Annotated in this window: 17 protein-coding genes; 7 read left to right on the top strand and 10 right to left on the bottom strand. The window is 73.0% G+C overall.

Translation table 11 applies throughout. The features are described from left to right. The first annotated feature begins 145 nt into the window (after positions 1-145). The gene (locus OG472_RS17475) at positions 146-1108 is read left to right on the top strand and encodes a hypothetical protein (RefSeq protein WP_401602036.1); all 963 of its coding nucleotides are present in this window, start codon (positions 146-148) and stop codon (positions 1106-1108) included. Here the strand turns inward: OG472_RS17475 and OG472_RS17480 are convergent. Together OG472_RS17480 and OG472_RS17485 are read right to left on the bottom strand one after the other, a co-directional pair. Further along, entirely contained in the window at positions 1084-1977 is an 894-nt protein-coding gene (locus OG472_RS17480) for a pyridoxamine 5'-phosphate oxidase family protein (protein ID WP_401602038.1), read from the bottom strand. The two genes, OG472_RS17475 and OG472_RS17480, sit on opposite strands and share 25 nt — an antisense overlap. Then, the gene (locus OG472_RS17485) at positions 1977-2435 is read right to left on the bottom strand and encodes a VOC family protein (protein ID WP_401602040.1); all 459 of its coding nucleotides are present in this window, start codon (positions 2433-2435) and stop codon (positions 1977-1979) included. Before OG472_RS17485 ends, OG472_RS17480 begins: the two co-directional genes overlap by 1 nt. A 133-nt stretch (positions 2436-2568) precedes the next feature. Here OG472_RS17485 and OG472_RS17490 point away from each other — a divergent pair, with 133 nt between their 5' ends. Together OG472_RS17490 and OG472_RS17495 are read left to right on the top strand one after the other, a co-directional pair. Then, a complete protein-coding gene (locus OG472_RS17490) occupies positions 2569-3129 on the top strand; it encodes a CGNR zinc finger domain-containing protein (RefSeq protein WP_401602042.1) in 561 nt (186 codons plus the stop codon). Between the two features lie 273 nt (positions 3130-3402). After that, the gene (locus tag OG472_RS17495; RefSeq protein ID WP_401602044.1) at positions 3403-6726 is read left to right on the top strand and encodes a S8 family serine peptidase; all 3324 of its coding nucleotides are present in this window, start codon (positions 3403-3405) and stop codon (positions 6724-6726) included. Between the two features lie 83 nt (positions 6727-6809). On the opposite strand, the gene OG472_RS17500 is transcribed toward OG472_RS17495, so the two are convergent. After that, complete coding sequence (locus OG472_RS17500; protein ID WP_401602046.1) at positions 6810-8291, bottom strand: M28 family metallopeptidase; 1482 nt, start codon at positions 8289-8291, stop codon at positions 6810-6812. Between the two features lie 260 nt (positions 8292-8551). Between OG472_RS17500 and OG472_RS17505 the strand changes: the two genes are divergently transcribed. After that, a complete protein-coding gene (locus OG472_RS17505; protein ID WP_401602048.1) occupies positions 8552-9583 on the top strand; it encodes an aspartate-semialdehyde dehydrogenase in 1032 nt (343 codons plus the stop codon). A 58-nt stretch (positions 9584-9641) separates the two neighbouring features. Here the strand turns inward: OG472_RS17505 and OG472_RS17510 are convergent, their stop codons facing one another. After that, the gene (locus OG472_RS17510) at positions 9642-10142 is read right to left on the bottom strand and encodes a DUF1203 domain-containing protein (protein ID WP_401602050.1); all 501 of its coding nucleotides are present in this window, start codon (positions 10140-10142) and stop codon (positions 9642-9644) included. A 139-nt stretch (positions 10143-10281) separates the two neighbouring features. On the opposite strand from OG472_RS17510, the gene pepN reads away from it, so the two are divergent. Then, a complete protein-coding gene (gene pepN, locus OG472_RS17515; RefSeq protein ID WP_401602052.1) occupies positions 10282-12873 on the top strand; it encodes an aminopeptidase N in 2592 nt (863 codons plus the stop codon). Between the two features lie 245 nt (positions 12874-13118). On the opposite strand, the gene OG472_RS17520 is transcribed toward pepN, so the two are convergent. The 4 genes from OG472_RS17520 to OG472_RS17535 are packed head-to-tail and all read right to left on the bottom strand — an operon-like array spanning position 13119 to position 17335. Then, entirely contained in the window at positions 13119-14018 is a 900-nt protein-coding gene (locus OG472_RS17520) for a LysR family transcriptional regulator (RefSeq protein ID WP_405830139.1), read from the bottom strand. Between the two features lie 10 nt (positions 14019-14028). Next, positions 14029-14952 carry a DMT family transporter gene (locus OG472_RS17525; protein ID WP_401602056.1) on the bottom strand — a complete coding sequence of 308 codons (924 nt, stop codon included), beginning with the start codon at positions 14950-14952 and terminating at the stop codon, positions 14029-14031. Positions 14953-15005: 53 nt separating this feature from the next. Then, entirely contained in the window at positions 15006-15938 is a 933-nt protein-coding gene (locus OG472_RS17530; protein WP_405941704.1) for an EamA family transporter, read from the bottom strand. A gap of 50 nt (positions 15939-15988) precedes the next feature. Continuing rightward, complete coding sequence (locus OG472_RS17535; protein WP_405830143.1) at positions 15989-17335, bottom strand: MFS transporter; 1347 nt, start codon at positions 17333-17335, stop codon at positions 15989-15991. Positions 17336-17442: 107 nt separating this feature from the next. Here OG472_RS17535 and OG472_RS17540 point away from each other — a divergent pair, with 107 nt between their 5' ends. Next, positions 17443-17934, top strand: coding sequence for a MarR family winged helix-turn-helix transcriptional regulator (locus OG472_RS17540; protein ID WP_383575771.1), 492 nt, complete (start codon positions 17443-17445; stop codon positions 17932-17934). 135 nt (positions 17935-18069) lie between these two features. Here OG472_RS17540 and OG472_RS17545 read toward each other — a convergent pair whose 3' ends face one another. Both OG472_RS17545 and OG472_RS17550 read right to left on the bottom strand, forming a co-directional pair. After that, a complete protein-coding gene (locus OG472_RS17545; RefSeq protein ID WP_401602061.1) occupies positions 18070-18309 on the bottom strand; it encodes a hypothetical protein in 240 nt (79 codons plus the stop codon). Positions 18310-18329: 20 nt separating this feature from the next. Then, on the bottom strand, positions 18330-20354 hold the full coding sequence (locus OG472_RS17550; RefSeq protein ID WP_405941705.1) for a 4-alpha-glucanotransferase: 2025 nt from the start codon (positions 20352-20354) through the stop codon (positions 18330-18332). Between the two features lie 193 nt (positions 20355-20547). Here OG472_RS17550 and OG472_RS17555 point away from each other — a divergent pair, with 193 nt between their 5' ends. Beyond that, positions 20548-23559 carry a beta-N-acetylglucosaminidase domain-containing protein gene (locus tag OG472_RS17555; protein ID WP_405941706.1) on the top strand — a complete coding sequence of 1004 codons (3012 nt, stop codon included), beginning with the start codon at positions 20548-20550 and terminating at the stop codon, positions 23557-23559. Positions 23560-23672 lie beyond the last annotated feature (113 nt).

Genomic DNA, 23672 nt, shown 5'->3' on the forward strand with positions numbered 1-23672 from the left:
GCCCCGGCAACGGCGCGGCGGTAGCCCACACGGGCGCACCCCATCGGCAGTCGAACGCCCGTACTTTAGCCCCAGCTTGTCCGGATTTGTCGACGGGCGTGTAACAGGGGTTAGCAAGGCCATGGCCTGAGGGAATCACCGCGTCATGAACCACAACGCACCCCTCCCCCTCGCCCACCTCACCGGCAGCCGCCCCCGCGTGCTGACCCTCGCCCAGCTGCGCGAGCACGGCGTCACCGCCTCCGACGCCGCCGAGCGGCCCTGGCAGCAGATCCTGCCGGGGGTGTTCCTGCTCCACTCCGGGCCCGCGACCAGCGAGGAGCGGCTGCACGCGGCGCTGCTGTACGCGGGGCGGCGCGGGGCGGGCGAGGCCATGATCACCGGGCTGGCGGCGCTCGCCCTGTACCGGTTCGCCTCCGCGCCCGCCCTGCTCGCCCTCTCGCACATCGACGTACTGGTGCCCGGGACCCGGCGGCTGCGGTCCACCGGGGACGTGCGGATCGTGCGTGCGCACACCCCGCCGCGCTCCCAGGAGGTGACCGGCCTGCCGGTGGCGCCCGTCGCGCGGGCCGTCGCCGACGCCGTCGCCCAGCTCTCCGACGCCGGCACCGTACGCCGCCTGCTCAGCGAGGCCGTCCGCGGCGGGCACTGCGAACCGGCCGCCGTCGTACGGGAGCTGACGGTGGCCCGGCTGCTGAACCGGCCGCACGTGGTCGACGCGGTCGAGTCGCTCCTCGCCGAGGGGCGCGCCATGGCCGAGGACCGCCTGTACCACCTCGTACGGGGCTACGAGCTGCCCGAGCCCGTGTGGAACGTGGACCTGCGGCTGCCCGGCGGCCCGCACCTCGGCGGGGTGGACGCGTTCTGGCCCGAGCAGTCCGTGGCCCTGGAGATCGACACGCGCGCCCCGCGCCAGGGCGAGGACGAGGAGTGGTCGGAGTCCGTCCGCAAGCGGGAGACGCTGGAGCGGCTCGGGGTGACCGTCATCCACATCACCCCGCGCAAGCTGCGCGACTGGCCCGAGCAGCAGGCCGCGGTCGTCCGGACCGCCCTGACGGCGTCCGGCGACCGCGAGCCCGCCGCCTATCTGGTGGTACTGCCCAGGTGAGGCGAGTACTCCGGGGTGCTCCAGAGCAGCCGCCCCGGATGCAGGCTCTCCACCACCGACTCCACCCGGAAGCGGGTGCGGCGGCTCCCGTCGGCCCCGAACTCCGTCTCGGCCCGGCCGCTCAGCTGGAGGACCGCCCCGCTCTCCCAGTCCGGGAAGAGCAGCCCCGCCCGCGGGTCGGCCGTCAGGTTCCCCAGGGTCAGGAACATGGCGTTGCCCGCGTAGTCCGGCCAGGCCAGCTCGGTGGGCGAGAGCACCTCGACGAAGCCGGGCAGTCCGCCGCGGTGACTGGCGTCGACTCCGTCCGCCTCCGCCGTGGTGGCGACGAAGAAGGTGTCGGCGGCGCGGACGGCCCGTTCCTGGCCGGGGGTGAGCGCGGGCCCGCGCCACAGGACGCCCGCTCCTTGCGCGGCCGGCTCCAGGGGCTGCCGTTTCTGCAGGTACTTGGGGCAGTTGGCGAAGACCTGCTCGGCCCGGACCGCGAATCCGCGACCGGTCGTCTCCAGGGTCCCGTTCAATCTCATCCGGCGCCGGGTGCGCGGGTCGAGCGCGATGGTGCCGACCCGGGTCCCGTCCGTGGCCAGCGCGCCGGCGAGCGGATCGCCGGCCGGCGGTCCGCCGGCGACCGTGATCCGGTCCGGCCCGGTGGCCCGTACGAAGCCCGGCGGACCGGTGAGCAGGGAGGCCCACATCCGCCCCGAGGCGTCGGCCGCGCCGACGACGAGGTGCGGCTGGAGTCCGAGGAAGGCCGCGGCGACGTCACGGATTCCCGCGCCGATCGAGCGGCCGACGTGCTCGGCGAGCTCGCGCACACCGACCCGCTCCTGCACGGCCAGTGCGCCCCAGTGGTACGCCTGCGCCCCGGACATCAGAAGAAGCCGCAGGTCGGTGCGGATTCCACGGGGGCGGGTGCGCCCTCGACCCCGGCCGGTACGGAGATCTCCAGGCGGGTCCCGTCGGGGTCGTGGAAGAAGATGCCGCCGGACGCCGCCCCCTCGCCGTGGGCGACGACGCCCTCGTAGGCGAACTCGACGCCCAGCTCGCGCAGCCGCGCCTCGTACCCCCGTACCTCCTCGATCGCACCGGCGGACAACGCCAGGTGGTGCAGTCCGGCCACGGCCGGGTCGTACGCCCCGCCGGCCTGCTGCCACAGGGTGAGGACGAGCTCGCCGTCCCGGCCGAGGAAGGCGAAGCGGCGGTCCTCCTCCTTGCCCTCGCCGAGCACCTGGAAGTCGAGGGCGTCCCGGTAGAAGGCGAGCGAACGGTCCAGATCGGTGACGTTGAGGCCCACGTGTCCGGTGCGGAGCCTGCTGATGGCGGTCGTCATGACGGGTCCTTCCCCGAAAGCGGCATGCGGAGATTTCTAACCTTCTAAATCGAGATTAAAGGTTAGGTGGGTAGGTGTCAACCGTTCACGTACCCTTGAGGGGTTAGCGACCTGCCCAGGAGACGAGACGGACATGACGGCGGCGGACCCACGACCCCTGACCGGGGAGCCGGTCGCGCTCGACCTGCTCAACACCCGATGGGTGAGCGACGGCGAGCCGCAGGACCTGTTCGCCGGAGCCGCCGGGCTGACCCGGGTGCAGGGGCTCGCGGTCTGGCTGGAGAGCACCGGCCTGGCCGGCCGCTTCCGCGCCGACGCCGCGACCCTCGTCCACCTGCTGACCGCGCGCGAGGCGCTGGCCCGCGCGGTCGCGGACCCGGCCGACGAGAGCGCCCGTACGCTGGTCGACGCCGTGCTGGAACACGGCCGGATCCGCGCCACCCTGACCGCCGAAGGCCCCGGCGAGCGCGCCGAGTTCGACGACCCGACCTGGGGTCCGGCCTGGACGGCGGCCCGGGACTACCTGGAACTGCTGGGCTCCGCGCCCGAGCGGATCCGCAAGTGCGCGTCCGAGACCTGCGTCCTGCACTTCCACGACGTCTCGCGCAACGGCACCCGGCGCTGGTGCTCGATGGCCGCCTGCGGAAACCGGGCGAAGGCCTCGCGCCACTACGCGCGCACGCGCGAGCGCTGAGCGGGCGAAATCTGTCACACCGGGGCTGGGACGCGACCGCGCTCCGGCACTGACGCATGGCCGCCAAGTCGATAAATCAACTCTCCAGCCCCTGAGGTTCGCACCACTATGCCCCGGTACGGTCGCGCTGGCGCATACTCCGCACTGGCGAGAGTCCGCCATGACAGGTCTCGGTCAATGACAACTCTCCCCAAAGAGCTGTCGCGTGAGGAAAGCTGACCGGTCATCCGGCACCGAAATCCGGACCGTATCTTTCACTTACCAGGGATGCTGATGACCCTCGAATCCCCCAGCTCCATACCCGGGGCCAGACGCGTAGCCCGCGTCGCGGCCGCGGCCGGTCTGGTCGCCGCCCTCGCGGCCACCGGCGCCGGCCCCGTGTTCGCGGTGACCGGCGCGGACACCCCGGGCACCACGCCGGCGGTCAAGTCCGCCGACCAGAAGCTCGGTTCGGCCGACGCCGAGCTGCTCCAGGAGGCCAAGGCCAAGGGTGACGCGAACGTCACCGTCATGGTCGCGACCGCCCCCGGCCAGACCAAGCAGGTGGCCGACCAGCTCGACGCCGTACAGGGCGCCTCGGTGGGCCGGACGTACGACAACCTCGGTTACGTGCGCGCCACCCTGCCCACCGGCAAGGCGGAGGCCGCGCTGAAGGCGGCCGCCAAGCTGTCCTCGGTGCACGGAATCGACCTGCGGCACGAGATCCAGCTGCCGGACCCCCGTCCCGACGCCAAGGGCGAGTCGGGCGCGGTCAAGAAGACCGCCGCCGAGACGTACGCGGCGCCGGACAAGAACACCCCGGCGAAGAACCCGTACAACCCGTCCTTCGAGACGGGCGCGGTCGATTTCGTCAAGGACAACCCGCAGGCCGACGGCCGCGGCGTGACCATCGGCATCATGGACTCGGGCGTCGACCTCGGTCACCCGGCCCTGCAGAAGACCACCACCGGCGAGCGCAAGATCGTCGACTGGGTGACGGCGACCGACCCGATCACCGACGGCGACGCCACCTGGCGCGCCCAGATCACCCCGGTCACCTCCGCCGGCGGCACCTTCACCGCGGGCGGCCAGAGCTGGAAGGCCCCCGAGGGCAACTTCCAGTGGAGCCGGTTCAGCGAGTCGATCACCGCCAACGGCGACATGAAGGGCGACGTCAACCGGGACGGGGACACCACCGACCGGTTCGGCCTGCTCTACGACGTCGCCGCCGGCACCGTCCGCGTCGACACCGACCAGGACGGCGACTTCACGAACAACGAGCCGATGAAGCCGTACAAGGACGGCTACCAGATCGGCTACTTCGGCACGGACAACCCGGCGACCGACGTCGCCGAGCGCATCCCGTTCGTGATCGAGATCCGCAAGGACGTCCCGATGGACCCGCTGGGCGGTGACTGGGTCGGCAAGAAGGCCGACTTCGTCAACGTCGGCATCATCGAGTCCGAGCACGGCACGCACGTCGCCGGCATCACCGCCGCCAACAGCCTCTTCGGCGGCAAGATGAACGGCGAGGCGCCCGGCGCGAAGCTCGTCTCCTCGCGCGCCTGCTCCTGGTCCGGCGGCTGCACCAACATCGCGCTGACCGAGGGCATGATCGACCTCGTCGTCAACCGCGGCGTGGACATCGTCAACATGTCCATCGGCGGTCTGCCGGCGCTGAACGACGGCAACAACGCCCGCTCCGAGCTCTACAAGAACCTCATCGACACCTACGGTGTCCAGCTCGTCATCTCGGCGGGCAACGAGGGCCCCGGTGTCAACACCATCGGCGACCCCGGTCTCGCGGACAAGGTCATCTCCGTGGGCGCCGCGGTCTCCAAGGAGACCTGGGCCGCCAACTACGGCTCCGGCGTGACCAAGAAGTACAACATGTTCCCCTTCTCCTCGCGCGGTCCGCGTGAGGACGGCGGCTTCACGCCGACCATCACCGCCCCCGGCGCGTCCATCAACACCATCCAGACCTGGCTGCCGGGCGCGCCCGTGAAGGAGGCCGGCTACACCCTGCCGGCCGGTTACGGCATGCTCCAGGGCACCTCGATGTCCTCGCCGCAGGCGGCGGGCGCCAGCGCCCTGCTGATCTCGGCCGCCAAGCAGCAGAACATCAAGCTCACCCCGGCGAGCCTGCGCGTGGCGCTCACCAGCACCGCGAAGAAGATCGACGACGTCCCGGCGCACGCCCAGGGCTCCGGCCTGATCAACGTCCCCGGCGCGTGGGAGTCCATCCAGCGCGACGCGAAGGCCAACGAGTTCACCGTCAAGGCGCCGGTCGACACCGCGATCGACCAGTTCCTGAAGACCCCGGGCTTCGGCACCGGCCTCTACGACCGCGAGGGCGGCCTCAAGGTCGGCCAGAAGAAGGTCTACAACGTCGTCGTCACCCGCACCACGGGCGTGAAGTACGGCACCCGGCACAACCTGAGCTGGCGCAACAACGACGGCACCTTCAAGGTCATCGGCGGCTACGACTACGTCACCCTGCCGCTGAACAAGCCCGTCACCATCAAGGTCGAGGCCAACGCCAAGTCGGGCGGCGTCCACAGCGGCATCCTGCAGCTGGACGACGAGACCACCGAGGGCATCGACAAGCAGATCCTGACGACCGTCGTCGCGGCCAGCCCGCTGACCGCGCCGCAGTACACGCTGTCGGACACCTCCTCCGTGCAGCGCAACAGCCACAAGTCGTACTTCGTCACCGTGCCGCAGGGCGCGAAGACGCTGGAGGTCGCCCTCGGCGGTCTCCAGCCGGGCAGCCAGACGCGCTTCATCTCGATCCACCCGTACGGTGTGGGCGTCGAGGACAGCGCGACCACCCAGTGCTACCCGAACTACGACAACCCGGCCAACACCTGCCGCCCCGACCTGCGCTCGTACGCCGACCCGCAGCCGGGCGTCTGGGAGATCGAGGTCGAGTCGCGCCGTACGTCGCCGCTGCTCGACAACCCGTTCAAGCTGGACGTCTCCGTCCTCGGCGCGGGCTTCGACCCGGCGGTCAAGGTCCTCCCCGAGGTCAAGCAGGGCACCCCGGCGCCGGTCCAGTGGACCATCAAGAACGACGCCGCGGCCATCTCCGGCGGCAAGCTCAAGGGCGGCCCGCTCGGCTCCGCGAAGGTCGCCAAGCCGACCATCGCAAACGGTGAGACCCAGACCTCCGAGGTCACGATCGGCGAGGGCGTCTCCCGCCTCGACATCGCCATCGGCAAGGTCTCCGACACCGGTGCGGACCTCGACCTCGAGGTCTACAAGGACGGCGTCAAGGTCGGCTCCTCCGCCGACGGCGACTCCGAGGAGGCCGTGAGCCTGGCCAACCCGGCCGCGGGCACCTACAGCGTCAAGGTCATCGGCTACGCGATCCCGGCCGGCACCACCACGTACGACTACCGCGACGTGTTCTTCTCGGCCGCCCTGGGCTCCGTCCAGGTCGACGAGAGCGCCGCGGTGAACCTCGCCAACGGCGCCTCGGCGTCCGTCTCGGCGAACGTCCTGGTCAACAGCGCGGCCCCCGAGGGCCGTCAGTTCTTCGGCCAGGTCCAGCTGCTCAACGCCCGCGGCACCGCCGCCGGCACGGGCAGCGTGCAGATCGAGAAGGTCCTCCCGTAACCCGGTAGGAACCCGAGACGACAGCGGGGGCGGTGCTCGTACGAGCACCGCCCCCGCCTGTTTCCCCCGGCCCCGCTCCGGGCCTAGCTGCCCAGCGAGCGCAGCGACTCGGCGTAGGTGCCGACCGCGTGCGCGATCACGTCCAGGTTGGTGTCGAAGGCCCGCAGGTCCAGGTTCTTCAGGTTGTCGCCCGCCCCGTGGTAGTTCGGGTCGTACGGGGCCCCCGCGGTGCCGCCGTAACGCTTGGCCTGCTCGGCGGTCTTGATGCCCTCGGCGCCGGTGAAGGTGCCGCCGGCCGGGATGCCGTTCGCGATGAAGGGGCCGTAGTCGGAGCGGCCGTCGAAGTCACTGCCCTCGTGCGGCTTGCCCTTCTTGTCGAGGAAGCCGTTGATCAGCGCCTCGATCTGCGCCGAGCCCGCCGGGCCGGCGCCCGCGCCCGTCTTGTCGGAGTCGTCGCCGTCGTAGACGAACTGCACCGGGTTCGGCGAGGCGATCATGTCGAAGTTCAGGTAGAGCGCGATGTCCTTCTTCTGCTTCTCGGACAGCTGCGCGACGTAGTGCTCCGAGCCCAGCAGGCCCAGCTCCTCCGCCGACCACCAGGCGAAGCGGACCTTGTTGGCGGGGCCCCTGCCCTTCTTGTTGGCGCCCTCGTCGGCCAGCTTCAGCGCCACCTCCAGCAGACCGGCCGAGCCGGAGCCGTTGTCGTTGATGCCCGGGCCCTCGGGGACCGAGTCCAGGTGCGCACCGACGGTCACCACCCGGTCGGAGCGGCCGCCCCGGGTCTCGGCGACCACGTTGCGGGTGGTCTTCTTCACGTGCTCCTGGTCCAGGTCCAGGCGTACGGTGACCTCGCCCCGGGCCGCGGCCGCGGTCAGCGCCTCGCCGTCGGCCAGCGTGATGCCGGCGCTCGGGATGACCCCGTCGGCGGGCGAGGAGAACCCGCCGCGCACCGGGGTGGTGCCGCTGTGGTTGTAGACGATGACGCCGAGTGCACCGGCCGCGGCGGCCGCCCGCTGCTTCTCCACGAAGGTGCAGGCACCCCGCTTGACCAGGGCGATCTTCCCGGTGAAGGCGCCGGCCGGGTAGTCGTCCGCCGTGCAGCCGGGGGTCTCGTCGACCCGCGCGAGGGCGAGCGGGGCGGCCAGGCCGCCGGCCGGGGTGGACTTGGTGAAGGTGAAGGCGGCGGTGGCCAGCTCGCGGCCCCCGGCGCCCAGGACAGTGGTCTTCTCCGTCTTCGTGTGCGCCTCGTGGATGTCGAAGTCCTGGTACGCGACCTGGTACCCGGCCTTCTTCAGGGTGTCGTGCACGTAGGCGGCGGAGGCGGCGTGGCCGGGCGTGCCGGCGGCGCGGTTGCCGCCGTTGGCGTCGGCGATCTGCTGGAACCTCGCCAGGTGGCGGTAGGCCCCGCGGGCGGTGACCTCCTCCACCAGCTCCTTGGCGAGCCTGCCCTCCCGCGGGTGGGCGGCCGCCGGAGTGGCGGTCAGCAGGACGGGTGCGGCGACGGCGGCGGCCGCGAGGGCGGCGAGCGCCGGTATGGACCGGCGGCGGTGGCGGATGGCGCGCACGGTGGATCTCCCCGAGTCGGATGTTCGTTCTGCGGTCGGCCATGTCCGGAATGCGGGTCATGGCAGATCGGACGCTAACCGGCTTTGACCTGGCAAAACGGATGTTCAGAGGCCCTGCAACACGCCCGCCACGGACTCGTCACACACGTTCACGTTCGGGACACCGTCCGTTCCTCGGACAATGGATTGGACAAGGCTCGTGGGGTCGAACGCATGATGGCTCCACGCGCGCCCGCGTCGTACGTACCAAAGGAGTCACCGTGAGGGTCGGAATCGTCGGAGCCACCGGACAGGTCGGCGGAGTCATGCGCGGCATCCTCGCCGAGCGGAAGTTCCCGGTGGACGAGCTGCGGCTGTTCGCCTCGGCCCGTTCCGCGGGCTCCACCCTCGTCTGGGAGGGCCGGGAGATCACCATCGAGGACGCGTCCACGGCCGACTACTCCGGCCTGGACATCGTGCTCTTCTCCGCGGGCGGCGCCACCTCCAAGGCCCTGGCCGAGAAGGTCGCCTCGCAGGGCGCCGTCGTGATCGACAACTCCTCCGCCTGGCGCAAGGACCCCGAGGTCCCCCTCGTCGTCTCCGAGGTCAACCCCCACGCGATCAAGAACCGTCCCAAGGGCATCATCGCGAACCCGAACTGCACCACCATGGCCGCGATGCCGGTGCTGCGCCCGCTGCACGACGAGGCCGGCCTGTCCGCGCTGATCGCCACCACCTACCAGGCCGTGTCCGGCTCGGGCCTGGCCGGCGTCGCCGAGCTGCGCACCCAGGCCTGCGCGGTCTCCGAGGCCGCCGACCAGCTGACCTTCGACGGCGGCGCGGTGGACTTCCCGGAGCCGGCCGTCTACAAGCGCCCCATCGCCTACAACGTCGTCCCGCTCGCGGGCTCGATCGTCGACGACGGCTCCTTCGAGACCGACGAGGAGCAGAAGCTCCGCAACGAGTCCCGCAAGATCCTGGAGATCCCGGAGCTCAAGGTCTCGGGCACCTGCGTGCGCGTGCCGGTCTTCTCCGGCCACTCCCTCCAGATCAACGCCCGCTTCGACCGCCCCATCAGCGTCGAGCGCGCCTACGAGCTCCTGAAGGACGCCCCGGGCGTCGAGCTGTCGGAGATCCCGACCCCTCTCCAGGCCGCCGGCAAGGACGCCTCGTACGTGGGCCGCATCCGCTCCGACGAGACGGTGGAGAACGGCCTCGCGCTGTTCCTCTCGAACGACAACCTCCGCAAGGGCGCGGCCCTGAACGCGGTCCAGATCGCGGAGCTCGTCGCGGAGGAGCTCCGCCAGGGCTGATCCCGGCGCGCGTACGGCTGAGGGGCGGATGACGGACGGCACCCGCCCCTCCCGCACGTCACGGCCTGCGGACCTCGAACAGGAAGCAGCCGAACTCGGCGGCGCGCACGTGCGCGAGGACCACCGCGGGGTCCGCGAAGGCCTCGTCGAGGGCCCGCTCGATCATCCCGTCGGGATCCGTGCCCAGTTCCAGGACCTGCCCGCCGAGAATGTGCCCGCGGGCGTCGTACCGCCGGAGGGTGCGCCGCACGCCGGGCCGGGCGAACGGGTAGCCCTGCCCGTCCGACGGTCCGCCGCAGTCCTCGGCGTGGACGAAGACGGGCCCCTGCTCGTCGTAAGCACCCGGATCCACACCCGTGGCGGCGGCCCAGCGCCGCAGCGGTGCGTACGAGACGAGCGCGATCAGCTCACCGGCCGTGCCGGGTCGCAGGCAGCACCGCAGCGGCGCCCCGCCCTCGTCGTCGGTGAACGGGACGCAGTCCCGTCCTGCGTCGTCGCGGTCGCGGAGCTCCTTGAGCGCCGCCTCTTTTATGGGGATCGCCCGGTATGCACTGTTCATGCCCATCAGCATGGCGCAGCCGACCGCCGCAATCCGGCAGGTTTCCGACCTCGTGTTCGCCGGTGGATTACTCCGCGGCGGCGGCGCTCCCCTCGTGGAAGGATGACGGGGCAACGTCACCATCAAAGGAGATGACCGCGTGCCAGGCACGAATCTCACCCGTGAAGAGGCTCAGCAGCGGGCAAAGCTGCTCACCGTCGACTCCTACGAGATCGAACTCGATCTCAGCGGAGCGCAGGAGGGTGGCACCTACCCGTCCGTGACCACCGTGCGCTTCCAGTCGGCCGAGGCCGGGGCCGAGACCTTCATCGACCTGGTCGCACCGGCCGTGCACGAGGTCGTCCTCAACGGCAGGTCGCTGGATGTGGCGGCGGTCTTCCGGGACTCCCGGATCGCACTCGACCAGCTGGCGGCCGGGGCCAACGAGCTCCGGGTCGTCGCGGACTGCGCGTACACGAACACCGGTGAGGGCCTCCACCGCTTCGTGGACCCGGTCGACCAGCAGGCCTACCTCTACACCCAGTTCGAGGTGCCGGACGCGCGGCGGGTCTTCGCCAGCTTCGAGCAGCCCGACCTGAAGGCCACGTTCCAGTTCACCGTGACGGCCCCCGAGGGCTGGACGGTCATCTCGAACTCCCCGACGCCGGAGGCCGCGGACGTCAAGGACAACGTCTGGCGCTTCGAGCCGACCCCGCGCATCTCCTCGTACATCACGGCGCTCATCGTCGGCCCGTACCACGCGGTGCACAGCTCGTACGAGGGCAAGGACGGCCAGTCGGTGCCGCTCGGCATCTACTGCCGGCCCTCGCTCGCCGAGTTCCTCGACGCGGACGCGATCTTCGACGTGACCCGGCAGGGCTTCGACTGGTTCCAGGAGAAGTTCGCCTACGACTACCCCTTCGCCAAGTACGACCAGCTCTTCGTCCCCGAGTTCAACGCGGGCGCCATGGAGAACGCGGGCGCGGTCACCATCCGCGACCAGTACGTCTTCCGCTCGAAGGTGACGGACGCGGCGTACGAGGTGCGCGCGGAGACCATCCTCCACGAGCTCGCGCACATGTGGTTCGGCGACCTGGTCACCATGGAGTGGTGGAACGACCTGTGGCTGAACGAGTCCTTCGCGACGTACACGTCGATCGCCTGCCAGGCGTACGCCGAGGGCTCGAAGTGGCCGCACGCGTGGACCACGTTCGCCAACTCCATGAAGACGTGGGCGTACCGGCAGGACCAGCTGCCGTCCACGCACCCGATCATGGCGGACATCCGTGACCTCGACGACGTCATGGTCAACTTCGACGGCATCACGTACGCCAAGGGCGCCTCGGTGCTCAAGCAGCTCGTCGCCTACGTCGGCATGGACGCCTTCTTCAAGGGCGTGCAGGCGTACTTCAAGGCGCACGCCTTCGGGAACACGCGCCTGTCCGACCTGCTGGGCGCCCTGGAGGAGACCTCCGGCCGCGACCTGACCGCCTGGTCCAAGGCGTGGCTGGAGACGGCCGGCATCAACGTCCTGCGCCCGGAGGTCAGCACCGACGCGAACGGTGTGATCACCGCCTTCGGCATCCGCCAGGAGGCGCCCGCGCTGCCCGCCGGCGCCAAGGGCGAGTCCACCCTGCGCCCGCACCGCATCGCGGTCGGCCTGTACGAGCTCCAGGACGGCGCCCTCGTGCGCACCGACCGGATCGAGCTGGACATCGACGGCGCGCTCACCACGGTGCCGGAGCTCGTCGGGCGGGCCCGCCCGGCGGTCTTCCTGCTGAACGACGACGACCTGTCGTACGCGAAGGTCCGCCTCGACGAGGAGTCCCTCGCCACGGTCACGGCGCACATCGGCGACTTCGCGGAGTCCCTGCCGCGCGCCCTGTGCTGGGCTTCCGCCTGGGACATGACGCGCGACGGCGAGCTCGCCACCCGCGACTACCTCGCGCTGGTCCTCTCGGGCATCGGCAAGGAGTCCGACATCGGCGTCGTCCAGTCGCTGCACCGCCAGGTGAAGCTGGCCGTGGACCTGTACGCCGACCCGGCGTGGCGGGAGCAGGGCCTCGCGGCCTGGACCGAGGCCACGCTGGAGCACCTGCGCGGCGCCGAGGCGGGCAGCGATCACCAGCTGGCGTGGGCGCGGGCCTTCGCGGCCACCGCCCGCACCGAGGGGCAGCTGACCTACCTGTCGGCGCTGCTCGACGGCGCGGCGGAGATCGAGGGCCTGGCCGTCGACACCGAGCTGCGGTGGACCTTCCTGGAGCGGCTCGCCGCGACGGGCGTCCTGGACGAGCCGGCCATCGCGGCGGAGCTGGACCGGGACCCCACGGCGGCCGGTGAGCGCCACGCGGCGACCGCGCGGGCGGCGCGGCCGACGGCGGAGGCCAAGGCTCAGGCGTGGGCCTCGGTGGTGGAGTCCGCGGACCTCCCCAACGCCGTGCAGGAGGCCGTGATCGGCGGCTTCGTCCAGACCGACCAGCGCGAGCTGCTGGCCCCGTACACCGCGAAGTACTTCGCGGCGGTCAAGGAGGTCTGGGACACCCGCAGCCACGAGATCGCCCAGCAGATCGCGGTGGGTCTGTACCCGACGCTCCAGGTCTCCGCGGACACCCTGGCCGCGACGGACGCGTGGCTGGCCTCGGCCGAGCCGAACGCGGCCCTGCGCCGCCTGGTCTCGGAGTCCCGCGCGGGCGTCGAGCGCGCACTGAAGGCCCAGGCGGCCGACGCCGCTGCCGCTGCCGCTCAGGTCTGAGGGCCTCCGGGCTCTGCCCGTACCCAGGGGCCGGCCCGGCCCCTGGGGCTCAAACGCCGGCGAGGCTGGAAATCCAGCCCGCCCGGCGTTTGAGGGCACGGGCGCGCAGCGCGCGTACGGGGGCTGGGGCGGAGCCCCAGGACCGGGGTCCGGGCGGAGCCCGGGTGGGGCCCCTCCCAGACGAGGTCTGGGGGAGGTGAAGGGGCGGGGCGGGGAGACGGCTCCGCGCAGCGGCCCACCCGCGGTCAGCGGGCGGCGGCCACGGCGCGCAGGGCTGCCAGGACGTGGGACAGGGCGGGCGCGGCTTCGGCGCCCCGCCGGACCGCGGCGATGACGTGCCGCGTCGGCCGGTCCCGCGACAGGACCCGCACGGCCACCCCCGAGGCCCGGCTCGACACCATGCGCGGGACCAGCGCCACCCCCATCCCCGCCTCGACCATGGCCAGGATCGCCGTCCAGCCGGAGGCCGAGTGGGCCTGCTCCGGGACGAAGCCCGCCGCCTCGCACGCGGTGCGGGTGATCTCCGACCAGGGGCCGCTGCCCCCGTAGATCCACCGGTCTCCGGACAGGTCCGCCAGCCGCAGGCCGGCCGCCGCCGCCAGGGGATGCCCCGGCGGGAGCGCCACGTCCAGCGGGTCCTCCAGGAGCGTCACCCGGGTGAACCGGGCGTCCCGCGCGGTCGGCGCATGGGCCGCCAGTGACAGCGCCAGGTCCACTCCCCCGGCCGACAGGAGCTCGTACGACTCCGCCGCCTCGGCCTCCCGGACCCGTACCTCCACCCCCGGACGGGTCGTGCGCAGCGCCGCCACCGCCGGGACCACGAGCGCCGGCACGGCCGTCGAGAAGGCTCCGACCCGTACCTCCCCCGCGTCTCCGGCCAGATAGCCGGCCAGTTCCGCGTCGGCCGCCTCCAGCTGTGCGAACACCGCCTCCGCGTGCCGCAGGACGAGGTGGGCCGCGTCGGTGAGGCGGACCCGCCGGCCCTCGGCCTCCAGCAGCGTCACCCCCAGCTGCCGGGCGAGGTTCGTCAGCTGCTGCGAAACGGCCGAGGGCGTCATGTGGAGCGCCTCGGCCGTCGCGGTCACGGTCCCCTGTTCGGCGAGGGCCCGCAGGATCCGCAGCTTCTTGATGTCCCACTCGGTCATGGGCCCGAACCTACCGCCGTGCACCGAGCCCGACACCGCCCAGGATCAGCGCCATGCAGAGCAGCTGCGCGGGTCCCGTCTGCTCGCCCAGCAGGAGGAAGCCGAGCCCCGCCACGCACACCGGCTGGAGGTAGTAGACGACTCCGGCGCGGGCCGCCCCGATGATCGAGATCGCCTTGTTCCAGGCGAAGAAGGCGACGGCCGAGGAGAACACTCCGACGTACAGCAGCGGGCCGACGGTCCCGGTGGTGATCTCGAAGCCGCCCTGGACGGTGAGGGAGACGGCGTAGACGGGTGCCAGCATCAGCGCGCCGAGGACGAAGGTGGTGATCAGGAAGGCGAGTCCGCCCAGTTCGGCGGGCTTGCGCCGCAGCAGGGCGCTGTAGGTGGCGAAGGAGAGGGCGGCGCCGAACATCCACAGGTCGCCGGCGGCGAAGTCGAAGCCGAGGGAGCCGTCACCGACGAGCAGCAGCACGCCGAATGCGGCGAGCAGCATGCCGAAGGTCCGCCTGGGACCGAGCCGTTCGCCGCCGAGGCGGGCGTAGAGCGCCATGATGACGGGCGAGGCGGCCATGATCATGCCCATGTTGGAGGCGGAGGTGGTCAGTCCGGCCTGGTGCACGAGCGTGTTGTAGAGGGCGACGCCGAACAGCGAGGCGAGGGCGATGAAGCCGAAGTGCCGCCGGATCAGGGCCCGCTGCTGCCAGGCCTGGCGGGCGGCGAAGGGGGCGACGGCGATCAGGGCGATGATCCAGCGCCAGAAGACCGCCTGCACGGGCGGGACGGTCTCGGCCATTCCGCGGGTGGCCACGAAGCTGCCGGACCAGACGACCGTCGCGGTCAGGGCGAGGAGGACGCCGAGTCCGGCGGCGCCCTTCTTCCCCGTGCTGCCGGGCTCGGCGTGCGAAACGGTACGGACGCGGTCGCGGTCCATGACGGCCACTGTGTGTCTCCCCCTCGGAGTCGGTCGGGCTCTTTGTCGTCGGACTACCGTCGCACCCTCCCATCGGTCAGGTCCATCGAAATGTTTTGATTGTTCTTTTCAGTAGAACTGAACGGTCGGGGCGTGCGGGCGGCTGCCAGCTGGCCGGCGACCGTGGCACCGAAGGCGATCGCCATGCCCACGAGCTGGACGGGCGACAGTGCCTGGCCGAGGGCGGACCAGCCGATGACGGCGGCGGTGAGCGGGGAGAGCGGTCCGAGCAGGGTGACCGAGGTGGCGGTGAGCTGTCCGATGCCGCGGAACCAGAGCCAGTACGCGATACCGGTGTTGATCAGCATCATGTAGCCGTAGCCGAGGAAGGCCTTGCCGTCGAGGGCGGGCGGGGCTCCCTCGACGAGGGCGGCGACCGGGATGATGAACAGCCCGCCCGCGGTGAGCTGCCAGCCGGTCATCGCCAGCGGTCCGACGCCTTCGGGGCGGCCCCAGCGCTTGGTCATCACGGTGCCCGCGCCCATCGAGGCCGAGGAGATCACACCGGCGATGATGCCGACGGCGTCGAGTCTCGCCTCGGCGGTGAGGACGACCATGCTCACGCCGAACGCCCCCACGACGGCCGCCAGTACGGTGCGCAGGCTCGCCCGCTCCCCGAGGACGAGGGCGGCGAGTCCCACGACGAACAGCGGACCGGCGGCGCCCAGCACGGCGGCGACACCGCCGGGGAGCCGGTAGGCGGAGAGGAAGAGGAGCGGGAAGAAGGCGCCGATGTTGAGGATGCCGAGGACGGCGGACTTCCACCACCACTCGCCCTTGGGCAGGGTGCGGGCCAGGGCGGTCAGCAGCAGGCCGGCGGGCAGGGCACGCATGACCCCGGTGAACAGCGGCCGGTCGGGCGGCAGCAGTTCGGTGGCCACGGCGTAGGTGGAGCCCCAGGAGATGGGGGCGAGGGCGGTCAGGGCGACGGTGGCGAAGCGCTTCATGGCGGGTGGCTCCTCGATCGGGTGAGGAAGGCGGGACCGGGCGGGACGGTTCAGGCGACGGCGGCCGGCCGGCGCTCAGGGGCCGCCCCGCTCCCGGCGGTGACGGCCGCGGCGGCGACGGCCGGCGGCTCGGCGTGCACGGCCTCGGCCGGCAGGTGCCGCTCCAGCCGGACCAGTGCCAGGGCGGCGCCGAGTGCGGCGACGGTGAGGACGGCCCAGGGAAGGCGGCCGTCGACGGCGAGCAGGGCGGTGAAGAGGGACGGGGCGAGCGCGCCGGCCAGCGAGTAGGACAGCTGGTAGGTGGCCAGGTAGCGGCCGCGGACGGCCTCGGGGGCGGCGGAGACCGACAGGGCGCCGCCGGAGGGGCTGTGCACGAGTTCGCCGAGGGTGTAGACGACGACGATGACCAGCAGGGCGACCAGGGTCACGGTCTGGCCCGGACGCAGCGTGCCGAGGACGATCTGTCCGACGAAGGCGGCGGCGAAGAGCAGGGCGCCGAGGGCGGCCGAGCGGGTGCGGCGGGCACCGGAGCGGCGGACGCGGCCCGCGATGAGCACGCCGATCCCGGCGCACAGGACGGTGTTGACGGTGAAGGCGGCTCCGGTGAGGGAGTCGGGGGCCGCCAGCCAGGTGGAGAGGTAGAGCGGGAAGAGGACGGAGAGGGCGGAGTAGCCGAGCGCGGTGAGGAAGTTGGCGGCGGTGAGTCCGAGGAAGGGGCGGTCGCGCAGGACCATCCGGTACCCGGCGGACCCGGTCGCGGCCGCGCCGACCGCGCCCGTCGTGCCGACCGCGCCCGTCGTGCCGACCGCCCGGACCCGGCTGACGAGCAGTCCGGCGAGTGCGAAGGCCAGGGAGTTGCCCCAGGCGGTGTACGTGAATCCGCCGGTCCCCCACAGCGCCAGCACTCCGGAGACGAGCAGGGCGCCCGCGCCCATCCCGGCGTTCTGCAGGGCCCGGGTGGATGCCTGGAGCCGGTCGCGGGCGGCGCCCCGCGCCACCTCACCGATCAGGGACTGCTGGACGACGCCGAAGGAGCGGTCGGCGAGCGCGGTGACGAGGGCGACGGCCGCGAAGGCGGGCAGGGAGCTCGCGAAGGGGTAGAGGGCGAAGCCGAGCGCCCGGATCCCGTAGAGCACCAGGTTGACCTTCTTGGCGCCGAAGCGGTCGACGGCCGAGCCGGCCAGCGGCATGAACGCCAGTCCGGCCAGCCCGGTGACCGTCATGACCAGGCCGACGAGGGTGAGGGAGAGGCCGGTGACGTGGTGGAAGAAGACGAGCGAGAACGGGATGAACATGCCGATCCCGATCGCACTGATGCCGATGCCGAGGAGCAGCGACCGCTCCCCCGCGACCTTCGCCTCCCCGGCTGTCGCTGCCTTGCTCCTGAACACCGCCATGACGGCCCCTCCCCCAGTTCGATTGCTCGTAAGTAGCTTACCGCTAAGCTACTTTCCGTCAAGCAAGTTTCTTGCGAACGATCTCAGGGAAGCGGAATACTGCACTCATGAGTGACGACAAGGACGCCGTCGACGCGATCACGGCCCAGTGGTTCGCCGTGCGCCCCGACCTGGACACGGCCCCCATGGCCGTCTTCGGACGCATCTACCGGATCGCCAAGGCCATGGGCGACGCGATGGAAGAGCGCTACTCGCGCTTCGGCATCTCGCGCGGGGAGTTCGACGTCGTCGCCACCCTGCGCCGTTCGGGCGCCCCGTACACGCTCTCGCCCCGCCAGCTCTCGGCGACGCTCATGCTCACCACGGGCGGCATGACCGGGCGGCTGGACAAGCTGGAGAAAGCCGGGCTGCTCTGCCGCAAGCCCGATCCGCACGACCGGCGGGGGCTCCAGGTGACGATCACCGACCGCGGCCTCGCGCTCATCGACGAGGCGGTCGCCGCCGGCCTGGAGGTGCAGCGCGACGCGCTGACCGGGCTGAGCGACGAGGAGGTCGGCATGCTCACCGGCCTGCTGCGCAAGCTGCTGGCCGGCATCTGAGTCAGACTGGGCGTCTGCGGCGCCCGAGGACACGGCAAGGCGCCGGGGGTCGCCGCACGGCCGATGCGAATCGGCGGTGCGGACCCCCGGCGCCCGGAAAGTCCTGCGGTCCCGGCCGTGTGGGGCCGGACCTGCTCAGGCCTGCTTCTGCTGCCTGTCCGACTTGTCGAGGACCATCACGAGACCCGCGATGACCAGGAACAGCACGATCGGCAGGGCCACGTACAGGCCGAGCGTCTCGCCGACGGTCAGGCCCGGGCCCGGGTCGTCACCGTCGTCGCGGGTCAGCGCGAGGGCGGGAGACGTCATCAGCAGCATCATCAGCGTCGTTCCGGCCGTGACGGCGCCGGCGCGCAGAGCGTTCTTCTTGTCCACGGTGCAAACGTAGCGAACACCTAAACGGGGCGCGCGCCCGGGGGTGCCGTACGAGGTCGCACGCCCTCTGCCAGCGCCCCCAGCAGGGCGTTCGCCCGGGGCGAGGCGACCAGCTCCTCCAGCGTCAGCGGCCGCCCCCCGGCATCGGCCACCGGAAGCCGCCAATTGGGGTACTGGTCCCAGGTACCGGGCAGGTTCTGCGGCCGCCGGTCCCCCACCGCGTCCGGCAGCCATACGCCGACCAGCCGCGCGGGGGTGCGCAGCAGGAACTCGTACAGGGCCCGTACGGCGGCCTCCTCGCCCTTGGTCTCCAGGCCGAGCCGGTCCAGCAGCTCGAGCCACTCGGCGGTGTCGGCGGCGTCCTCGGCCCGCTCCTGCGCGGCCGGGCGGGTCAGCAGGCCGAGCCGGTCGCGCAGTTCCACGTGCGCCCCGGCGAGCTTGGCGGCCGTGGGCGGCAGGTCGTGGGTGGTGGCGGTGGCCAGGCAGTCGGCCCGCCAGGCCTGCGGCGGCAGCGGGCTCCCGGTGCCGGCCCAGTCCCGCTCGAACCAGAGCACCGAGGTGCCGAGCACCCCGCGCCGGGCCAGCTCCTGACGGACCCGCGGCTCCACCGTCCCGAGGTCCTCGCCGATGACCAGGGCGCCGGCCCGGTGGGCCTCCAGGACCAGGATCGCCAGCATGGCCTCGCCGTCGTAGCCGACGTAGGTGCCCTCGGCGGGCGGGGTCCCCTCCGGGATCCACCACAGCCGGAACAGGCCCATGACGTGGTCGATCCGCAGCGCGCCGGCGTAGCTGAACACCCCGCGCAGCAGCGACCGGAAGGGGGCGTAGGCGGTGGCGGCCAGCACGTCGGGGCGCCACGGCGGCAGCCCCCAGTCCTGGCCGCGCGCGTTGAAGGCGTCCGGCGGGGCGCCGACGGAGATGTGCCGGGCGTAGCAGGGCGACCCGAAGACGTCGGAGCCCTGCGGGTGGACCCCGACGGCGAGGTCGTGCACGATGCCGACCGTCATGCCCGCCTCCCGGGCGGCCCGCTGGGCGGCGGCGAGCTGGCCGTCCGTCAGCCAGACCAGCCAGCGGTGGAAGTCGCCGCGCTCCTCCGGGTCCTCTCCGGCGTGCCCGGCGCACCAGGCGGCGTGCACGTCCAGCAGTGCGCCCTGCCCGGCGAGGAACGCGCGGTAGGCGGCCTCGCGTTCGGGCGTGCGCGGGACGGCGTACAGCAGCTCCAGGGCCTGCCGCTTGAGGTCCCATACGGCGTCCCGGTCGATGAGCGCGCCCTTCTCCAGCACCTCGCGGCGCAGTTGCGCGCCCTGCCCGGCGAGTTCGGCGAGGGCCGCACGGTCGGGGCAGTCGGCGTACTCCGGGACGTCCTCGATCCGCAGGTGGACCGGGTCCGGGAAGCGGCGCGAGGACGGCCGGTACGGGGAGGGGTCGGTCGGGGTGCCGGGCACGGCCGCGTGCAGCGGGTTGACCTGGATGAAGCCGGCGCCGTGCGTGCGGCCGGCCCAGCGGGCGAGCGCGGCGAGGTCGCCCAGGTCGCCCATGCCCCAGGAGCGCTCGGAGAGCAGGGAGTAGAGCTGGACGAGCAGCCCGTGGGCCCGCCCGGGTGCGGCCGGCGCCCGCTCCGGGGCCACGACCAGGGTGGCCTCGGCGGTCCGCCCGTCGGACGCGCGGGCGGTGAGCCGGTGGACGCCCAGGGGCAGTCCGGGGCCCCACGCGAGCTCCTCCCCCGTCTCCTCGGCCACCACGCGGACCCGGGTGCCCGGCGGGAGGGCGGCGGGCCGCGGCGGCACGGGCTCCCCCTGCCAGAGCACCACCGTCGGCGGCAGGAGCCGCCGGGCCGCCTCCCGTGACTCCTCCTCGGCGGACGACCGGATGCTCTCGGCGTCGTCCGTGACCACCCCGAGCAGGCCGAGGACGGCCTTGACGGTGGCCTCCGGCACCGGGACGGTGACGTTCGCGGCGGGCTGGTAGGCGGTGGCGATGCCGTACAGGGCAGCGAGCCGGGCCAGGTCGTCCATCAACGGGCGCTCCTTCGTGCGTGCGGGCATGAGGGTGAGTCAGAAGCGTGGTGCAGAAGGGTGGGACGCCGCGGGGGAACACGCCAGCCATACCCACTCGGAGGGACCGCATTCCTGGCACATCCGGGGCAGATCACCCACCCGCATTGACACCCCAGCCGCACGAGTGGTGGGCTCGGGTCCATTCGTGCGAGTGGGGGACGTCTCGGGACGAGGAGGCTCTGTGCAGCTCAGGGGCAGGAAACGGTCGACGGCCGCCGCCATTGCGGTGATCGGGTCGCTGCTCGGCGGCGCCGTGGCCGCCGCGCCGCCCGGCACCCTCACGGCGCCCTCCGCCCCGGACGTGCCGACCCGCGCACCGGGCGGCGGCGCCGCTGCGCCCGCCGCCAACGGCACCGTCGGCCCCGTGCTCGACCCCGGCGCCGACACCCCCCGGACGGCCACGGACGGACCCGCCGTGTGGCCCCGGCCGCAGTCGATGACCGCCGATCCGGCGCGCGAGGTGCCGCTGGGCACGGAGGCCGTGCTGGTGGCACCGGCCGACGCCGATCCGTACGCGCTCCAGGTGGTGCGGGCCGCCCTGCGCCGGGCGGGCGTACGCACGCTCCACGAGCCGGCTCCGGGGGCGCCGGTGCCCGAGCGGGGCACGCTCATACGGCTCGACGACGCTGGTGCGGAGCAGGCACTGCGGGCCCTGGGCGCGGCCGCGGCGAAGGACCTGCCGGCCGGGGGCTACCGGCTGGCGGTCGGCCGGCCCGGCGGCCGGGACACGGTCGCGCTGGCCGGCGTGGGGGACGCGGGACTGTTCCACGCGGCGCAGACGCTGCGCCAGCTGCTCGAGGCGGGCCGCGGGAAGGTGCCCGGGGTCCTGGTGCGGGACTGGCCGATCGCGCCGGTGCGCGGGATCACCGAGGGCTTCTACGGGCAGCCCTGGACCAACGAACAGCGCCTGGCCCAGGTGGACTTCATGGGCCGCACCAAGCAGAACCGGCTGCTGGTCGCACCCGGGGACGACCCGTACCGGACGACGGGCTGGCGCACGGACTACCCGCAGGCGCAGCAGGAGGAGTTCCGCGCGCTGGCCGAACGGGCCCGCGCCAACCGGGTGGTCCTGGCCTGGGCGGTCACCCCCGGCCAGTCGATGTGCCTGTCCTCGGCCACCGACCGGGCGGCGCTCGCGCGCAAGCTGGACGCGATGTGGGACCTCGGCTTCCGCGCGTTCCAGGTGCAGTTCCAGGACGTCAGCTACTCGGAATGGGGCTGCCGCGCGGACCGGGAGCGGTACGGGAAGGGCCCGGCGGCGGCCGCGAAGGCGCACGCGGAGGTCGCGAACGAGCTGGCCGCGCACCTGACCGCCCGGTATCCGGGCGCGCCCGCCCTGTCGCTGCTGCCGACGGAGTACTACCAGGAGGGCGCCACCTCCTACCGGACGGCCCTGGCGGGCGCACTGGACGCGCGGGTGGAGGTGGCCTGGACGGGCGTCGGCGTGGTGCCGCGCACGATCACGGGCGGGGAACTGGCCGGGGCGCGCTCCGCCATGGGGCAGCAGCCCCTGATCACCATGGACAACTACCCGGTCAACGACTGGGATCCGGGCCGCATCTTCCTCGGCCCGTACGCGGGCCGCGATCCCGCGGTGGCGGGCGGCTCGGCGGCGCTGCTGGCCAACGCGATGCAGCAGCCCATCCTGTCGCGGATCCCGCTCTTCACGGCGGCGGACTTCGCCTGGAACCCGCGCGGCTACCGGGCCGGCGAGTCCTGGCAGGCGGCGGTGCGCGATCTCGCGGGCTCCGACCCTCGGGAGCGCGAGGCGGTGGCGGCGCTGGCCGGGAACACCGCGTCGTCGGGTCTGAAGCAGGAGGAGTCGGCCTATCTGAAGCCGCTGGTCGAACAGTTCTGGAAGGCCCGCGCCGCGGGCGATCCGGCGGCCGGGGCCGAGCTGCGCAAGGCGTTCACGGTCCTGCGCGAGGCCCCCGGCCGGCTGCCGGCCCTGTCGGACGAGGCGGGGCCCTGGCTGGAGCGGCTGGCGCGCTACGGAGCGGCCGGCGAACTGGCCGTGGACGTCCTCCAGGCCCAGTCCCGCGGGGACGGGGCCGCCGCCTGGCAGGCCTCCCGGTCCCTGGCCGAGGTCCGCAAGACGCTGGCCGAACCGGGGACGGCCCGAGTGGACAAGGCCGTCCTGGAGCCCTTCCTGGCCAAGGCGGCGGCGGAGGCGGACGCCTGGACCGGCGTCGCCCGCACCACGGGCACGGTGACGAAGGACCCGGAGGCATGGACGGTCCGGCTGGACGCCGCGCGCCAGGTGTCGGCGGTGACCGTGATGACGGAGCCGCTCCCGGCGGGGGCGCGGGGCGCGGCGGTGGAGGCGCACGTACCGGGCGAGGGCTGGCGCAAGGTCGCCGACGCCGCGGCCTCGGGCTGGACCCAGGTGGACACGGCCGGGCTGACCGCGGACGCCGTACGGCTGTCCTGGGCCGGAACGGGCGCCGCGCCCGTGGTGCACCAGGTCGTCCCGTGGTTCGGGGACGGCCCGCGGGCCCGCTTCGAGCTGGCGGACGGGGCCGCGACCGACGCCGAGATCGGCGGAGCCCCGCGGCGGCTCTCGGCGCAGCTGTCCGCGCTGGGCCCCGGCGAGGTCCGCGGGCCGCTGTCGGCGCGGCCCCCGGCGGGCATAGAGGTCCGCCTCCCGGAGGCCGCGGTGGCGCCGCGCGGCGGGCAGGTGTCGATCCCGCTGGAGGTCGTGGTGGCGCCGACCACCGCGCCCGGCACCTACCAGGTCCCGGTCATCTTCGACGGCGAGACCCGGACCCTGACCGTACGGGCCGTGCCCCGCACCGGCGGCCCGGACCTGCTGCGCACCGCGCGGGCGAGCTCCTCGGCGGACGAGACCCGCGATTTCCCGGCCTCGGCCGCAGTGGACGGCTCCGCGACCACCCGCTGGTCCTCACCGCCGGTGGACGGAGCGTGGTGGCAGGCACAGCTGCCCGCCCCGGCCCGGGTCGGCCGGCTGGAGCTGCACTGGCAGGACGCCCACCCGTCCGCCTACCGGGTGGAGACCTCCGCCGACGGCGTCACCTGGCGCCCGGCGGCCACCGTCACGTCCTCGGCGGGCGGGCGCGAATCCCTCCGCCTGGACGCGCCCGACACCCGCTTCCTCCGCGTCACGTGCGACCGCCGCGCCACCCGCTACGGCTGCTCGCTCTGGTCGGCGGAGGCCTACGCGGTCACGCCGTAGATCCGTCCGCCCCGCCGCCTCATCCAGCCCCGCCGGCGTTTGAGGCGCGGGGGCTGGGGCGGAGCCCCAGGAAGCCGGTCTGCAGGTCCCCGGCGGGCGCACCCCCACACGGA

The organism is Streptomyces sp. NBC_00207, from assembly GCF_045160965.1.
In the GTDB taxonomy this organism is placed as follows: domain Bacteria; phylum Actinomycetota; class Actinomycetes; order Streptomycetales; family Streptomycetaceae; genus Streptomyces.

Coding starts and splice junctions, on each gene's coding strand:
- OG472_RS17535 (WP_405830143.1), bottom strand. CDS start 17,335: ATGGCGGTGTTCAGGAGCAAGGCAGCGACAGCCGGGGAGGCGAAGGTC.
- OG472_RS17495 (WP_401602044.1), top strand. CDS start 3,403: ATGACCCTCGAATCCCCCAGCTCCATACCCGGGGCCAGACGCGTAGCC.
- OG472_RS17510 (WP_401602050.1), bottom strand. CDS start 10,142: ATGAACAGTGCATACCGGGCGATCCCCATAAAAGAGGCGGCGCTCAAG.
- OG472_RS17525 (WP_401602056.1), bottom strand. CDS start 14,952: ATGGACCGCGACCGCGTCCGTACCGTTTCGCACGCCGAGCCCGGCAGC.
- OG472_RS17520 (WP_405830139.1), bottom strand. CDS start 14,018: ATGACCGAGTGGGACATCAAGAAGCTGCGGATCCTGCGGGCCCTCGCC.
- OG472_RS17475 (WP_401602036.1), top strand. CDS start 146: ATGAACCACAACGCACCCCTCCCCCTCGCCCACCTCACCGGCAGCCGC.
- OG472_RS17540 (WP_383575771.1), top strand. CDS start 17,443: ATGAGTGACGACAAGGACGCCGTCGACGCGATCACGGCCCAGTGGTTC.
- OG472_RS17485 (WP_401602040.1), bottom strand. CDS start 2,435: ATGACGACCGCCATCAGCAGGCTCCGCACCGGACACGTGGGCCTCAAC.
- OG472_RS17490 (WP_401602042.1), top strand. CDS start 2,569: ATGACGGCGGCGGACCCACGACCCCTGACCGGGGAGCCGGTCGCGCTC.
- OG472_RS17550 (WP_405941705.1), bottom strand. CDS start 20,354: ATGCCCGCACGCACGAAGGAGCGCCCGTTGATGGACGACCTGGCCCGG.
- OG472_RS17530 (WP_405941704.1), bottom strand. CDS start 15,938: ATGAAGCGCTTCGCCACCGTCGCCCTGACCGCCCTCGCCCCCATCTCC.
- OG472_RS17480 (WP_401602038.1), bottom strand. CDS start 1,977: ATGTCCGGGGCGCAGGCGTACCACTGGGGCGCACTGGCCGTGCAGGAG.